A 16,632-nucleotide genomic window follows, 5' to 3' on the forward strand; every position below is an offset into this window, starting at 1 on the left:
ATGCATAAAAACAAAAACAATATAAAAGTTAGGACACAACAAATTAGGCAACAAATTGAAAATTTACTAAACGATAAAATGTTGTATAACAATTTTTTTAGTTCGATTTTTGTAATAAATGAGACTGAAACAGAAATTGTTGTTGATTTTTCTGACTCAATCGCAAAGCATGAAGTAATTTCTCGATGAGTAGATACTGTCGAAAAAGCGGTTAAAAATCTTGAAATCAACAAAATCCTAACATTCAATAATGATGACAATTATACCATAAGTTTTAAAAAAAAACAAAATTTTACTATCAAAAATAAGTATTGTAGTTTTAAAGCAAACAATGTGTTAAATAAATTCACCTTCAAAAATTTCATTAAATCAAGCTATAATTTTCAAATTTTTAACATTTATGATTCTATAATCGCCAATTCAAAACTAAATTATTCACCAATTTTTATTTCCGGACCATCAGGGATTGGGAAAACACATTTTATAAACGCGATGGGAAATTTGCTTGTCGAAAAACAGAAAAAAGTTTTCTACATTAACGACTATAAATTTATAAGTTGCATTACTTCCTGAATGCAAAATGGACAAAATGAAAAAATTAGCGAATTTTTGGACTGATTATCACAGGTAGACGTTTTTTTATTCGACGACATTCAAGGTTTAGGACATAAACATCAAACATCAATTGTTGCCCTCGAAATTTTAAATAGATTTATTGAAGAAGACAAAATTGTAATCATAACATCTGATAAATCACCATCTTTGCTTGGTGGTTTTGAAGAAAGATTTATAACTAGATTTAATTCGGGTTTACATATCAAGCTAGGTAAACCGAAAAAAGAAGATTTTTTGCGGATATTCAAACATAAATTAAACGAAGAAAAACTAGCAAATCATATTTGAACAACGGAAGCATTTGAATTTTTGTCAAAACATTTTCGAAATTCAATTCGCGAGCTCGAAGGCGCTTTAAAATCAATTGCTTTTTATATCCAAACAAATAAGGACAAATTTAAAAACGAAATTTATTTTGACAAGAAAAAAATGTTCGAAATTTTTGTTGAAAAATATGAAATAGAGAAAACAATTACTCCCGATTTAATAATTGAAGTTGTTTCTAAATATTATGGAGTTTCAATTTTAGACTTAAAAAGTGAAAAACGAGATAAAAATATTGTGCATGCTCGCGATATTGCAATTTGATTAATTAAGAATATTTTAGATCTTACTCACAAAAGTATTGGTGTTTTTTTTAACAATAGACGGCATTCAACAATAATTTCAACTCTCAAAAAAATCGATAACCTAAAACAGAGCAATAATAACGAATTAGAAATTGCAATTAATCACATTTACAAACAATTAAATTGAAGTTTCAAACATAGAAAGTAGAAATTTATAAACACTATTTTTTATAAAAAATACTTTAAAATTATTATATTTTTAATTTTTTTCAACATTTGAACAACCTTATTATTTTAAATTAAAAACTTAAAATAAATAAAAATTAACTATATATAATATAATTTTGAATAGGAAAAATATGAAATTTATTATTAAAAAAAAAGTTATAGAGCATCAAATAGATAGAATGCAAACTGCAATATTAACTTATAACAATTCTCCATTAAGTTCATTTTTTATAAAATTGACACGTGGTGGTTTATTTATAATTTCTACAAACAGCGAACTTTCATATAATGCTTTTATAAAAAAAGAAAACTTAATTGAAATTCAAGATGTTGGATTTTGTTTAATTGATGGCTTTTTTTTACGAGATGTTGTTAAAAAAAGTGACTCAGAATTAAATTTTGAGTTAAAAGGAACTGAACTAATAGTTTTTTGAGAAAATGCAATATTTTCAAAAACAATACGTGATCCTTCATTTTTCCCTGAAATAGATTTCGAACAAAAAGGAGTAAAGTTAATTGTTAATGCTAAAAATTTTAAAAAAGCTATAAAAAACACGGCATTTGCGACTACTAACAACCCTTCGCAACCAATTTTATCCGCAATAAATATAAAAGCAGAAGATGGTTTTTTATATTTTTCAGCAACAGATACAACTCGATTCGCATCAGAAAGAGTTCAAATTTCTAATAAAACCAGGATAAATATTTCTGTTAGCGCTAAAAATTTAAAAGATTTTATTCCGCCTGAACTTGATAGTGATATTCAGCTTAATATCGAACCAACAAAAATTAGTTATATTTATGATGATTTAACAATTCAGTCAAGAATTTTTACTATTGATTATAAAGATATTTCAAATATTTTACCTAAAAAAAGCGAAATTTTGTATTCCTTTTCAATTCAAAAACGCGAAATTCTTGATTTAATTGACAAAACAACAATAATTACTCCCGGAAAAGATAATGTAATTAACCTTTCGATGTCAAAAGATACGCTAAAAGGCTATATTTCTCAGCACGAATCGGGCCAGTCCAATGTTTCAACGAATAATGTTCTTAGTTTTAAAATAAATTCAATGTTTGCAAATGATTCAAGATTTGACCCTGATTTTGTTGAAGTTAATATAAATTACCGTTATTTAAAAGATGCGATTTCAGTTTTTGATAAAATTATTGAAATTCACATTAATGAAAAAATGACAAAAATGCTTGTAGTTTCGCCAGAGCGTCCTGAAATTTATCAGTTGATCGGCCTAGTTTTGATTTAATTTTTTAAATTTTAAAGTTCTAATTTTAATTCTGTTTTTTAACAAAATTTAAAAAACATCGAATTTTATAGTATGATTTGGATTGCAAAATTAATTTGAGGATATTTTTGATGAAAAGAAAAATAACGAATTCTAGTTTTGAATTTGATGCGGTGGTTGTTGGCGGAGGACATGCTGGAATTGAAGCAGTTTATGCATTGCTAAAAAAGAAGTTGAAGGTTGTTTTGATTACTCTTGATAAAAATAAATTAGCTTCAATGCCATGTAATCCGGCGATTGGTGGGCCGGCAAAAGGGAATATAACGCGAGAAATTGATGCTCTTGGTGGGGTTCAGGCAAGATTTTCAGATGCTGCAATGATTCAAGTAAAATATCTAAATGAGTCAAAAGGACCAGCGGTTCTCACAATTCGCGCACAAATTGATAAAGAAAAGTATTCGAAAATAATATTATCCGATTTAAAAAAACAAAAAAATCTCTTGATAACAGAAGATTTAGTTATTGAACTTTTAGTTGAGAAAAACCGAATTTTTGGAGTAAAAACCTCTAAAAAACAAGTATTTTTTGCTAAAACTGTAATTATTACAACAGGGACTTACTTAGATTCGAAAGTTTTGCGCGGTTCTTATTCGATTTCAAGCGGTCCAGATGGACAAATAACTTCAAATCTCCTTTCAAATAACTTAAAAAAACTTGGATTTGAACTCCAAAGATTAAAAACTGGAACCCCACCCCGAATTTTTACATCTTCGATTGATTTTTCTAAAGTAGAAAAGGAGGTTTTGCCACTCCATAATATTAATTTTTCTTTTAAGTCAAAGCATAAATTAAAAAAACAAATTTCCTGTTATTTAACATATACAACAGCCAAAACACACGAAATAATAAACAAAAATTTAGGAAAATCATCTATGTATTCCGGCCTAATTTCTGGAATAGGTCCGCGTTATTGCCCCTCAATCGAAGATAAAATTGTCCGATTTTCTGAAAAACCACGTCATCAAATATTTTTCGAACCAGAAACAAAAAAACAAGATATAATGTATATTAATGGGCTTTCAACATCTATGCCCGAAGATGTACAAACAGAAATTGTTAAAACTATTCCAGGTTTAGAGAATGCAAAAATTGCAAAATTTGGTTATGCAATAGAATATGATGCTATAAATCCACTTGAATTAAAGAAAAGTTTGGAAACAAAAAGAATTAAAGGGCTTTTTATGGCTGGGCAAATCAACGGAACTAGCGGATATGAAGAAGCGGCTGCCCAAGGTTTGATTGCTGGAATTAATGCATCTCAATTTGTGCTTGGTAAAAAACCGATTGAAATCTTAAGAAATGATGGCTATATTGGTGTTTTAATTGATGATTTAGTAACAAAAGGAACGAAAGAGCCTTATAGAATGTTAACATCAAGAGCAGAATATAGGTTAATTTTGCGGAACGATAACGCGGATATCAGAATGGCGAAATACGCTTTAAAATCAGGCATGATTTCAAAAAAAGAGTACCTGAAAACAAAAGAAAAATACACTAGAATTGACAAGAAAATTTTACAACTTTCGCGCGAATTTATTTCCCCTAAGGATTGGCTTGCAAAAAAATACAATATCGAAACCGGAATTTCTAAGTTAAAACTTATTTCAAGACCAAATGTTGATTTCAAAGATGTGATTCCAGAATTCGAATTTGGCTATGAACTAACAATTATGACGCGATTAAAAGGATATATACAAAAACAAAATTCAGAAGCCGAAAAAATGATCAGACTTGAAAACTTATTAATTCCATCCGGTCTAAATTATGAAAAAGTTGCAAATTTATCAACAGAAGCTCTTGATAAATTTAAAAAAGTTAAGCCAAAAACAATCGGCCAAGCTAGTAGAATTAGCGGCGTAAATCCTGTCGATATTCAAATGCTTTTGTTCCATATTAATGTTTTAAAATTGCAAAAAGAAACTAAGATTTAATGAAAATTCTAATAATAAATTTTGGATCAATTTCTCGGAATTTTTTGCCGTTATATCAAAAAGAAATTGATAAAATTAAAGAGTTTAACTATCAAATCGAATTTGTTAACCTAACTGAGAGCCATATTGAAAATATGAATTTAAAAAAGACTCTTGAAACAAAGGCTATTTTGCAAAAAATTCCAAAAAACTATGATTGTTATCTTTTTTCAGAACGCGGGAAAATGGTAACAAGTGAAGAATTTTCGCAACTTTTAAATTCGGCAAATCTTTGTTTTATAATCGGCGGATCTCAAGGTGTAAACGAAAAATTAATTTCTGAAACTTTACCAAAAAACCGATTTTTGTCATTTGGAAAGATTACTTTTCCACATAAAATTTTTAAACTTATTGTGTTAGAACAAATTTATCGCGGCTTTTCAATCAAACATAAGCGAAAATATCATCATAGCAGTTAAAAAAAGGAGGAAAATGGCCATAAAACCGTATACTAAAATAATTGAAAACATCGAAAAACATAGTAATATTTTTATTTTTCACCATATCAGACCAGATGGCGATTGTTTGGGCGCGCAACAGGGTTTAGGGTTTGCAATTTTAAAAAGATTTCCTAAAAAAAGAGTTTTTTTTGTTGGGGATAATGAAAATATTTTCAGTTTTTTAAATTTTCATTTTGATAATGTAAATTTAATCAAAGATGTTTTCTTTGAAAATTCGTTAGCAATCACAGTTGATACTGCCGATATTAAGAGAATTCAAAATTTAGATTTTTTTTTAAATTCCAACTTTAAAACAAGAGTTAAAATTGACCACCACCCCGACATTTTAGAGTCTATTTATAATGAAAAGTGAATTGATCCAACTTTTTCTGCCACTTCAGAAATGATTGGTTTTTTACTAAAAGAAGAAAATTGGGAAATCGATGAGGAAATTTCCCAATTTATATATTTAGGAATTCTAACTGATTCTGGTCGTTTTTCATTTTCTTCAACGTCGTCAAGAACATTTGCGGTTGCGTCTTTTTTGTTAAAAGCTAATTTTAATTTTACGAAATTAAATTGATTTTTATCCAAAAAATCAGAAGAAGAAGTGGCTTTTTATGCTTATGTTTTGGCGAACTATAAAAAAAAAAATAAAGTTTTATGATATTTTGTCTCAAAAGAACAACAAAATATGTTTAAATTAAGACAAGATCAGTTTTCGGCAGTTAACGTTTTAGCTAATATTGGCGATGCGAGAATTTGGCTATTTTTAATTGAAAATGATAATGAAATTCGAGTTAGAATTCGGTCAAATGGCCCAATTATTAATAAAATTGCTCGTGAATACGGTGGCGGGGGGCATAATCATGCCGCCGGAATAAATTTAGTAAAAATGGGAAAAATTTGAGAAACTATTAATGAAATTATTGAAAAATTAATTAATTTAGTTAAAGAGTTTGAGAAAAACGAGGAAAAAGTACAAAATGAGCAAAATTAATGTAGCCGAAATTATAAAACTTATTGAGGAGAACGAATCAATTGTAATTTTTCACCACACAAGACCAGATGGAGATTGTATTGGGGCGCAAGCTGGCCTTAAAAATTTGATTTTAGAAAATTTTAAAAGCAAAAAAGTTTTTGCTGTCGGAAATTATAAAAAATCATTTTCGTTTTTAAAATTAAAAACTGATCCAGTACCAGTAAAAAAAATTTTAGAAAATTCTTTAGCAATAATTGTTGATGCTAATTTTAAAAATCGAATTGAATCAGCTTTTTTATTTAAAGAATTTAAATTCAAATCGATTTTGCGAATTGACCACCATCCAAATAATGACGATTTTGATGATATTTATCGTTGAGTTGATCCTAGTTATGTTGCAACCTGTGAGCAAATTGCTGATCTAGCCTACAAAGCAAAATGGAAAATTTCAAGGAAAAGCGCAACATTAATATACCTTGGAATTTATACAGATTCTGGACGTTTTCTTTATAAAAACACATCTGCTAGAACCCATTTTTTAACCTCTTTTATTTTTGAAACCGGCTTTAATTATTTGTTGATTCACGAAAGATTGAATGCAAAAAGACTAAATGACCTTGAATTTGAGAGTTATATTTATGCTAATAAAAAAATGTATAAAAATGTCATTTTTTATACATTGAGTTTAAAAGAACAACAAAAAATAAATAGAAATCCTTCAAATTCTGTACGCCCCAATTTGCTTGCGAATATTGAAAATTTTAAAATTTGGCTTTGTTTAGTCCAGGAAACCGAGAATTCATGAAGAGTTGAGCTCCGTTCGGCAGGTCCAAATGTTCAAAAAGTAGCTCTAAATTGAGGCGGTGGCGGTCATTTAAATGCGGCTGGTGCGATTATTCAAAATCTAGATAAGTTAGATGAATTAATCAATGATTGTCAAAACGAATACGAAAATTGGGTAAAAGGCAATCAAAAATAAAAGTCGAATTATAGAAAAAACAACAAAAAATACTAATTTTTTACTAAAATAGTTTAAAAAAATTAATATTATTGAGCAAAAGAAAAAACAACAAAACAAAAAAGAAAGGAAAGCGATGCAAGGAATCAGCATAACTAATTTTTTAAAATATTTGTTTGCTTTTTATTATATTGATACAGGAGAGCGTGAGGTTTATCGAACGTGAGTGCAAAAAATTCTTTGGTTTACGCATTGAAAATTTTATAGAATGTATCAAATTTCGTTTTTTTCTGAAAATTTTCAATCTTATAAATACGGTCCAATTTCGTGGGCAGTCTTAAAAACTCAATTTTTTGGTGCAGAAGCGTTTAAAGATTCAGAGTATAAAATAGATGATATTTTTGATTATCGCGCAAATAATCTTATTGATGAATTTAAAAATATTTTAAAAAATGATTTTTTAAATGATTTTAGCCAAGATTTTGACGAAACCTTTGAACAACAGCAAAAAAAAGAAGATTTAGATTTGAGGTGAAATTGTTTTGTTTTTGTCTATGAAAGACTAAAAAAACTATGTCCAAAGGATTTGATAAATTTATCTCACGGCCAAAAATCGTTTAAAAATGCTGCTAAAAATTTGCTTTCAAAAATTATTTTCAATGAAACAATTCTTGAAGATGATGAAATTCAAGTATTAGAGGATTAAAATGCATTACACAAATACTATATTAATGAAAAAAAACATTTTTAATTTATAATTTATTGTGTTACCAAAATTATAGGAATTAAAATGTTCTTTTTTTGAAAAATTAAGGAAAAAATTTTTGGACCCAAGGGAGAAAAACCGGCAAATCTAGACAAGTATGTTGCGGGCTTAACTAAATCAAGATTATCTTTTTTAAAACAAATTGTCCAGCTGCAAAAAAAGCATATTAAAATTAATGAAAATTTTTTCTCTGAATTAGAAGAAATTCTAATAATGTCTGATATTTCGCCAAATTTTGTCGGAATTATAATTGAATCTTTAAAAGACGAAGTCCGTCATCATAATATCGTCAACCCCAAATTAATTTCAGAAATAATCATTGATAAAATGTATACAATTTATTCAAACCGCTCGGTTGTAAACACGAATTTAAATGTAAAAGACGGGCGAATTAATGTTTTTTTAATTTCAGGAGTTAACGGATCTGGAAAAACTACTTCAATTGCCAAAATTGCGCGAAAATTTACTTTAGCTGGGAAAAAAGTTTTAATAATTGCGGCTGATACATTTCGAGCTGCTGCAGTAGAACAATTAGAAATTTGGGCAAACCGTGTTGGAGCTTTAATTTTAAAACCCCAAGCTAATGAAAAAGATCCTGGTTCTGTTGTTTTTCGCGGTTTGAATCTTGCATTAGAAGAAAAAATCGATCTAGTTTTGATAGATACTGCTGGAAGGTTACAAAATAATGTGAATTTAATGCAAGAATTAAGTAAAATTAATAAAATAATTTCCAAAAAAATTTCTGGCGCACCTCACGAATCACTTTTGGTAATTGATGCAACAACGGGACAAAATGGCGTTTCTCAAGCGGCAAATTTTGCAAAAATAACCCCTGTTTCTGGTATAATTTTAACCAAAATGGATGGAACCAGTAAAGGTGGAATTGTTTTTTCGATCAAAGATCAGATCGATATTAGTGTTAAATTAGTTGGTCTTGGCGAAGGAATGGATGATTTACAACCTTTTGATCTTGATTTGTTTATTTACGCAATTACAAAAGATTTGAAAAATCAATATTATGTTTAAATTTTACTTTTTTAGAAAGTTTTGCTAAAAAAGTAAGTGCAAATTAAGTAATTATCCTTTTTTAATTTTAACGATTTAAAAAAATTTCTATAATTAAAAATAATTTTTTAAAAAGAAATAAAAAAATAAAGGAAATTAATGGCTAAAATTAGTTTTTTTGCCCTTGGTGGTCAAGATGAAAACGGAAAAAATTGCTATATATTAGAAATTGATGATAATATTTTTATTCTTAATTCCGGTGCAAAAATACCCCTAGATAGCTCGGTTGGAATTGACACAATTATTGCAGATTTTACCTATATTGAAGAAAATCAACATAAAGTTAGGGGCATTTTTATAACAGATGCTAAAAACGAATCTTTTTCAGCGCTTCCATGACTGATAATGAAACTAAAAACCGCCAAGATTTATAGCTCTTTTTTTACTAAAGCGTTAATTATTGACAGAATCAGCAAATATAGACTTTCAGAGTCATCTTTTGAGGTTAAACCAATAACTACTGAGTTAAAAATTAGCGAAAAAATATCAGTTTTTTCTTTTCCAGTTGCAGGTTCGATGCCAGGAACTATCGGTTTTTGTTTTCAAACAGAAGATGGGGCAATTGTTTTTATGTCAAATTATGTGGTTGGAAATTTGGGCGTTTATGGAATTACAGATTTTGATTTAATAAAAAAAGTTAGCGCAAATCCGAAGGGAATTTTAATGTTTATTTCGGATTCAGGTAAGTCAAACTTGCCAGGAAAAGCAATAAATAAACTGTTTGCGAAAAACTTCTTAGAAAAGTTTTTTTTAAAAGCTGATAAAAATTCTCGAATTGTCGTTTCTGCTTACGATGAAGAAATGATATCAATACAAGAAATTATCGATCTTTCTGTTAAATTTAATCGTCAAATTACCGCGTATGGGAAAAAATATGACAAATTATATGACATGATTTACAAATTAGATAAGCTAACAACAAATAACTTGAAAAATTTTCCAATGTTTTTTGATTACAAATATGCAAATAAACAAAAAAATTCTGTAATTCTAATAACATCGAGTCCAGAACGAATTTGCCACCGTTTTAATCGCATTCTCGAAAATGATGATGTTTATTTTAAATTAAAAAAATCAGATTATGTAATTATGTTAACACCACCAATCAACGGAATGGAGCAACTTTATGCAAAAGTGCTTGACCAAATTGCTAAATCAACAGCAAGTATTGTTGATATTTCAGAATCAGATTTTGGACTAGCTCGTCCTTATAAAGAAGATATTTCAGAAATGATTCAGATTTTAAAACCAAAGTATTTTCTTCCGATTCAGGGGCTTTATCGCTATTTAATTGTAGCTTCAAATATCGCAGTTAATAACAAAATCAAAAAGCAAAATATTATTGTTCTGCAAAATAAAAGAGTTGCTAATTTTCTAGATGGAAATTTATTTTCCCGAAAAAAAATCTCAAAAGGGCAAGACGAAATTTATATATCAGGCTTTGGTGTTGGGGATGTTTCTTTTGAGGTGCTTAAAGAGCGAGAAAATTTATCGCGTGATGGTTTAATTATTATTTCATTTTTGTTTGATCCAGTTTCTAAAAAAATCCTTTCAATTCCCGAAATTACAGATTATGGAATTTTAAGTAAGGAAAACCGCGAATCTTATTTTGAAATAATTCGAAAGATTATTTTTAATAATTTTTCGAATCTTAAAAAAATAAATGATAAAATACTCAAAGAATTACAACAAAAAACACAAAAAAATATTAAACGCAAACTTTTCCGAATGTTTGATAAAGAACCAAGTGTTTCGGTTCTGATTCACAATATTTATTCTGAGGAGAAAAAAATGAAGAAACTTCCATGAAAACAAGCAGAAAACGAGCTAAAAACTGGTGTTGTTTATTTAGAATTTGCCGTTGATTGGTGCGGGGATTGTAAAATGCAAGAGCCTGTAAATGATGAATTAGCGAAATATTTCAAAGATCGAAAAGATGTAAAATTAATTAAAGTTGATGCTGAAGAATCAAAACTTTTTCGTCAAAAAGGTACAAAATATGATGTTTTATTTGTGCCAACTCATTTTATTTTTAAAAACGGTGAGATTGTTTTTAAAAAGTTTAATTATGTTCCAGCTGAAATTTTAATTGAAAACATTGAAAAAGCTGTTAATTCATAGTTTAAAGTTTTAAAATGCTTATTTAAATAAAAAAATTTGGCAAACATACCTAAAAACTGCCAAATTTTTTTATTTTGCTTTATTTTTTGCTATAATGTATAAAAGATGCCAAGATTAGATTCTAAAAAAGAAAAATATTTAAAACAAATAGTAGAAAATTTTATCAAAACTGGCGAGTCTATTGGCTCTCTTAATTTAAAAGAAAATTACGGAATCAAAAAATCGCCTTCATATCTCAGGGCGATAATGAACCAGCTTGAAAAAGAAGGGTTTTTAGAAAAATCCCATAGTTCAAGTGGTAGAATCCCAACTTTACAAGGTTTTCAATACTATGCTGAATTTTTATCTTTTGATGAGAACGAGCATTTGGCAAATAAATTAAAAGACTTATTTGCGCGTCGTCGAGTAAGTATTGAAAAGACAATTTTCGAAGCAGTTAAATTAATATCTGAGTCAGTCGGCACAACTTTAATTGCAACAACAAGCAACGAAAACGAACGGTTAATGTCAATAAATTTAACGCAAATTTCTCAAAACGAAGGTATTATCGTAGTTGTTAGTTCGAGTGGAAGTGTCGAGGATAAAAAAATAACTTTTTCAGATCAAATACCGCAACATGATGTTAAAATTGCAATTAGACTTTTTCAAGAGAGGTTAATTAACACGCCGTTTGTTGAAATTTCTACAAAATTACTTATTTTAAAGCAGGAATTAGAAAAACAAATTAAACACAGTGACGAACTTTTGCATCATTTCGTGGAAAAAATTTTTAATTTTCAAATCCAGAACAAATCTAACATATATAATAAAAATTCATTAATTTTAGATAAAGAAATTTCTCGCGCTAAACTTATTGATTTGCTTAGTATAATTGAAAAAAAGTCAATTTGAGAAATGCTAGATGATAGAACAACAAATGAGGATGAGACTCTTAAAATTAGTATTAAATCACCAGAAGCATCATTTATTTCAAAAAAATTTGAAAAATCACTCACAATCAAAGAGATAAGCATGATTGGTTCAACAAAAAAAATTAATTACTCTGCTGCTCGCACGGGTATAAAACTTTTAGAAGATTTTTTATCAAATAAAAATAAAATAAGAAAGGATTAGAAATGATTTTTGTAGACCTTGACCTAAAAAAAATGAAAAAAAACAGCGAGAATCCAAACTTTGCTGAAAATTCAGAGCAAACCCAACAAAATGTTGTAGCGCAAAACGAAAAAATTCAAGAACCAGAGAAAACCGAAGTAGGAAGTGACAGTAAACCAAAAAAATCGCGAAGATTTTTAAAAAAGGAAAAGCAAACAAAATTAGAAGACCTTGAAGTTCAAATCCAAAATTTAACAACAAAAAACATAACTCTTGAAATTGATGCAATCAAATTAAAAGATAAAATCAAGAAACTAGAAGAAGATTTTAAATTACAAGTAAAAACTTTTGAGGAAAAAGCAACAAAAAAAGTTAAGGAATTGAAAAATGATTTGCAAAAAAAAGTAGAAAACGAAACAGAGTTGATAAAAAAATACAGTTTGCAACCTTTTTTTGAAGAATTTAGTTCGCCATTTTTAAATTTAAAAAAGGCGATTTCTTTTGGAACTGCTTCTAAAAATTCGGAAATTTCCGCATATGTAAAAGGTTTTGAAATGCTTGTAAATCAAATTGAAAATGTACTGGAAAATTTTGGCTTGGTCAAAATATATCCTAAAATAGGTGATTTTTTTGATTCATCTGTTCATGAAATTTACGAGATAATCAAAGGCGATAAAGACAAAATTCTTGATGTTGTTTCGCCAGGATATAAATTACATGATCGAATTGTAAAAACAGCGCTTGTTGTTGTTGGAAAACCTGATGACCAGCAAGATTAGAGGTAAAATAATTGAATTTTTTCAAAATAAAAATTTAATTATAGACGATAGTAAAATAATTGTTGAAAAAGCAAAAAATTTTGGCGATTATAGCTCGAATGTCGCTCTAATTTTTGCTCGAAAAAATAAAATGGAACCTTTAAATCTTGCTCTACAGATAAAAAACCAACTTCTTTTAGAAAATTTAAATCTTGAAAAGATAGAAATTGCACCACCAGGATTTCTGAATTTTTTTGTTTCTAAAAGCGAATATGAAAAAATTGTTAAAAGTATTATTGAAAAAGGCCCAAATTTTGGCCGTAATTTCTTAGGCAAAAAAATCAACATTGAATTTGTGTCAGCCAATCCAACTGGTTTTTTACACCTTGGTCATTTAAGAAGTGCGATAATTGGGGATATTTTAGCAAACATTCTTGAATTTACGGGCAATTTTGTGTTCCGTGAATATTATATTAATGACTTTGGGGCCCAGATTAACCGCTTAGTTTTTTCAGTTTTTTCGCGCTATCAGCAAATTTTTAAAGATTTTCCTCTTCCCGCGGATGCCTATTTCGGCGATGATGTTATTTGATGCGCGCAAAAGTTTTTTAAAATTTTTAATAACAAATTTGAAAATTCAAATCTGGATGAACCAGAAACGTATAAAATTTTTCGTGAAAAATCGGTTCAAATTTTTCTTAATGAAATTAAGGCAGATTTGAAAAATTTATCTATAAAATTCGATAAATTTAGTTCCGAAACTGAACTTTTTAGTTCACAAAAAGTTAAGAAAAATTTGGAAAACTTATCTTATGTTTTCCAAAAAGATGGAGCCATCTGGCTGAAAACCACAAAATTCGGTGACCAAAAAGACCGTGTTTTGGTGAAAAACAATGGGGAATTCACGTATTTTTCAAGCGATATTGCCTATCATTTAGAAAAAATAAATGATAAATTTCAGCCTGATTTTTTAATAAATATTTGAGGCGCGGATCACATCGGTTATATTGATAGAATAAAAGCAGGACTAAAAATTGCCGGCCATAATCAAAAATTAAATATTTTACTGTATCAGTTAGTTAAATTAGTAAAAAATGGTGAGGAATTTAAAATGTCGAAACGCAAAGGACAAACCTTTACTATCAAAGATTTGCTTCAAGTTGCGAGTGTTGATGCAATACGATATTTTTTAAGCGAAAGAAGTTATAATTCAGTTGTTGAATTTGATGTTGAATTAGCGAACAGAATCACTGAGCAAAACCCACTATTTTTAATCCAGTATGCGCATGCCCGAGGCTCAAAGTTATTGCAAAATAAGACATTAATAAACGAAGAAAATTTAATTTTTAATAACGAAAGGGAAACTATTTTAATTTCAAAATTAAAACAATTTGAAGAAATTATAGTAAAAATTGCAAAAAATTATAAAATTAACTTATTAAACAAATATTTGCTTGAATTAGCCAATCTTTTTAACTCTTTTTATTCTAATTCAAAAATAATTGGCAATAAAAATGAAAATAGTCTTTTGTGTCTAACGCAAGCTGTTGTTATAGTTTTGAAAACCGGGCTAAAATTACTAGGAATAAAGGCAAAAGAAAGGATATAATAAATGAAAACGATTATTTCTATTGCAATCGAGTTTCTAAAAAATCGCGAATCTGCTCATTTTAGTGACATTTTTTTAGAAGTTCAAACTATGCTGATGGCAAAATGGGAAAACCAATTGCCTAATTTGTCTACAGAAAAAATTTTAACTCTAAAACGTGGAGAATTATATAAACTGCTAACAATTGATGGGAATTTTGTTCCTCTTGACGACAATTATTGAGCACTAAGAGGAGATCTCAATGCATAATTTTATAAGAAAAAAACAGAAGGGTAAAAATGAAATTAGTAAATATAAAGGCAATGTTGGAAAAAGCGCGGAAAAATAACTATGCAATTCCACATATTAATATAAATAATCTCGAATGAACAAAAGCGGCGCTCTTAGCAGCGCAGGCAAAAAATTCACCTTTAATTATTGGGACATCAGAAGGTGCGCTAAAATATATGGGAGGGCTAAAAACTGTATATAATTTAGTTTTAAATTTAATAGAATTTTTAAAAATAACAGTTCCAATTGCGCTACATTTGGATCATGGAAGTTATGAAACTTGCAAAGACGCGCTGAAAACCGGGTATTCCTCAGTAATGTATGATGGGTCTAAAGAAGATTTTTTGCTTAATTTAGAAAAAACGCGCGAAATTGTAGCTTTAGCAAAAACAACTAATGCAACAGTGGAAGCCGAAGTCGGCCAAATTGGAGGTGAAGAAGATGGGGTAATCGGTAATGGCGAAATTGCCGATCCTGAAAAAGCAAAAAAACTCGCCGATACTGGAATTGCATGTTTGGCTGCTGGGATTGGTAATATTCATGGAATTTACCCACCAAGTTGACAGTCCTTAAACTTTGAAGTTTTGGAACAAATTTCAAAAAAAACCGGAATTCCACTTGTGCTGCACGGAGGCAGCGGCATCCCGAAAGAACAGATTCAAAAAGCTATAAAACTAGGAATTTCAAAAATTAACGTAAATACCGAATTACAGCAGGCAAATGCAGCAGCAGTTTCTGAATTTGTTCTTTCTGGGAAAATAAAACAAGGAAAAAATTTTGATCCACGAAAATTATTAGCACCAGGTACAAAGGCAATTCAGCTTCTTGTTGAAGATAAAATTGTCGAATTTGGTTCGGAAAATCGTGCATAATTTTTAATGATTGAGTTTGTAGCTACGCAAAATCAAAACGGGCAAAAATTAATCCAATTTGTAAAAAAAATACTCCCGAATTTAAATTATAAACAAATTCAAAAATGTTTTCGTTTAAAAAAAATTAAAGTTAATGGATTTACAAAAACAAAAAATTACATCATAAAACAAAATGATGTAATTTTAATTTTTTCTGATGAAAAAAACAACAAACTAAAGGAAAAAATACCTAAATTTAAGTGTAATTTGAAAGTTATTTATCAAGATAATAACATCTTGCTTGTTGAGAAACCTGTTGATTTGGCTGTTCATGGAAGTGGGTTTACCTTAGATTTAGCTGTGTGAAATTATTTAAAAATTGAACAAAATCAAGTTTTTATGCCTTCGCATGTTGGAAGGTTAGACAAGAAAACTTCTGGAATTATTTTATATGCTCTTAATTATCAAAGCGTTGTCGAATTAAATAAAAAACAAAAGTTTTTTGAAAAAGTTTATACATTTGAATCACAAATCTGTTTAAAAAAACCAATAAAAACTAATGTTTTCGTTAAAAAAAACGATATTGAACAAAAAATAGAAATTGTCTCAAATTCACCAGGGTCAACATTAATTTCGACAACTTTTTACTCTAAAAATCAGAAAAACTTTGCAATTTTACACACCGGTAAAAAACATCAAATTCGAGTTACTTTATCATATTTAGGTTACCCAATTTTAGGTGATGAAAAATATGGCGGTCAAAAAGCAAAAAGGCTTTTTTTACACAGCTTTTCATTAAAATTTTCACATTTAGAAGGTTTTTTGTCTTATTTAAATAACAAAAAATTTATATCCAAACCACAATGATGGAAAAAAATTCAAACTAACAAAAAAAAATAACTTATTGATATATTTTTTCATAAATTTAAAAAAACAATATTAATTCACTAAACTTTAGTTTTTCACGATGAAAAAAGTAATTTTGTTTTAAAAAAAACAACAGTATTTCAACAGTTTTTTTAAAATTTCTA

At 28.4% G+C, this 16,632-nt stretch carries 15 protein-coding genes; all 15 read left to right on the forward strand.

Annotation, left to right across the window (positions count from 1 at the left end):
- The 15 genes from dnaA (at position 1) to MYF_RS00075 (ending at position 16,501) form a co-directional block, all read left to right on the forward strand.
- A complete protein-coding gene (gene dnaA, locus MYF_RS00005; protein ID WP_002557479.1) occupies positions 1–1,392 on the forward strand; it encodes a chromosomal replication initiator protein DnaA in 1,392 nt (463 codons plus the stop codon).
- 199 nt (positions 1,393–1,591) lie between these two features.
- Positions 1,592–2,680, forward strand: coding sequence for a DNA polymerase III subunit beta (locus tag MYF_RS00010; protein WP_236681780.1), 1,089 nt, complete (start codon positions 1,592–1,594; stop codon positions 2,678–2,680).
- Between the two features lie 110 nt (positions 2,681–2,790).
- Positions 2,791–4,650: a tRNA uridine-5-carboxymethylaminomethyl(34) synthesis enzyme MnmG gene (gene mnmG / locus MYF_RS00015; protein WP_002557477.1), complete on the forward strand. Its 1,860-nt coding sequence runs from the start codon at positions 2,791–2,793 to the stop codon at positions 4,648–4,650.
- On the forward strand, positions 4,650–5,108 hold the full coding sequence (locus MYF_RS00020) for a 23S rRNA (pseudouridine(1915)-N(3))-methyltransferase RlmH (RefSeq protein ID WP_002557476.1): 459 nt from the start codon (positions 4,650–4,652) through the stop codon (positions 5,106–5,108). The genes mnmG and MYF_RS00020 overlap by 1 nt, the downstream gene beginning before the upstream one ends.
- 13 nt (positions 5,109–5,121) lie before the next feature.
- Positions 5,122–6,129: a DHH family phosphoesterase gene (locus MYF_RS00025; RefSeq protein ID WP_039387473.1), complete on the forward strand. Its 1,008-nt coding sequence runs from the start codon at positions 5,122–5,124 to the stop codon at positions 6,127–6,129.
- Positions 6,116–7,090, forward strand: coding sequence for a DHH family phosphoesterase (locus tag MYF_RS00030; protein WP_002557473.1), 975 nt, complete (start codon positions 6,116–6,118; stop codon positions 7,088–7,090). The genes MYF_RS00025 and MYF_RS00030 overlap by 14 nt, the downstream gene beginning before the upstream one ends.
- A 115-nt stretch (positions 7,091–7,205) precedes the next feature.
- Complete coding sequence (locus MYF_RS00035) at positions 7,206–7,775, forward strand: type II toxin-antitoxin system antitoxin SocA domain-containing protein (RefSeq protein WP_002557472.1); 570 nt, start codon at positions 7,206–7,208, stop codon at positions 7,773–7,775.
- A gap of 84 nt (positions 7,776–7,859) precedes the next feature.
- Positions 7,860–8,861, forward strand: coding sequence for a signal recognition particle-docking protein FtsY (gene ftsY / locus MYF_RS00040; RefSeq protein ID WP_002557471.1), 1,002 nt, complete (start codon positions 7,860–7,862; stop codon positions 8,859–8,861).
- A 138-nt stretch (positions 8,862–8,999) separates the two neighbouring features.
- Positions 9,000–11,021 (forward strand): thioredoxin domain-containing protein, encoded by a 2,022-nt coding sequence (locus MYF_RS00045; protein WP_002557470.1) that lies wholly within the window; start codon positions 9,000–9,002, stop codon positions 11,019–11,021.
- A gap of 105 nt (positions 11,022–11,126) precedes the next feature.
- Positions 11,127–12,134, forward strand: coding sequence for a heat-inducible transcriptional repressor HrcA (locus MYF_RS00050; RefSeq protein WP_002557469.1), 1,008 nt, complete (start codon positions 11,127–11,129; stop codon positions 12,132–12,134).
- Positions 12,135–12,136: 2 nt separating this feature from the next.
- Positions 12,137–12,892: a nucleotide exchange factor GrpE gene (gene grpE, locus MYF_RS00055; protein WP_002557468.1), complete on the forward strand. Its 756-nt coding sequence runs from the start codon at positions 12,137–12,139 to the stop codon at positions 12,890–12,892.
- Positions 12,876–14,480 carry an arginine--tRNA ligase gene (argS, locus tag MYF_RS00060; protein ID WP_002557467.1) on the forward strand — a complete coding sequence of 535 codons (1,605 nt, stop codon included), beginning with the start codon at positions 12,876–12,878 and terminating at the stop codon, positions 14,478–14,480. The genes grpE and argS overlap by 17 nt, the downstream gene beginning before the upstream one ends.
- A 3-nt stretch (positions 14,481–14,483) precedes the next feature.
- Positions 14,484–14,729 (forward strand): DNA-directed RNA polymerase subunit delta, encoded by a 246-nt coding sequence (gene rpoE, locus MYF_RS00065; protein WP_002557466.1) that lies wholly within the window; start codon positions 14,484–14,486, stop codon positions 14,727–14,729.
- A 29-nt stretch (positions 14,730–14,758) separates the two neighbouring features.
- Complete coding sequence (fba, locus tag MYF_RS00070) at positions 14,759–15,622, forward strand: class II fructose-1,6-bisphosphate aldolase (protein ID WP_002557465.1); 864 nt, start codon at positions 14,759–14,761, stop codon at positions 15,620–15,622.
- A gap of 6 nt (positions 15,623–15,628) precedes the next feature.
- Complete coding sequence (locus tag MYF_RS00075) at positions 15,629–16,501, forward strand: pseudouridine synthase family protein (RefSeq protein WP_002557464.1); 873 nt, start codon at positions 15,629–15,631, stop codon at positions 16,499–16,501.
- Positions 16,502–16,632 lie beyond the last annotated feature (131 nt).

It is taken from the genome of Mesomycoplasma flocculare ATCC 27399 (genome assembly GCF_000815065.1).
Taxonomy (GTDB): Bacteria; Bacillota_I; Bacilli_A; order Mycoplasmatales; family Metamycoplasmataceae; genus Mesomycoplasma; species Mesomycoplasma flocculare.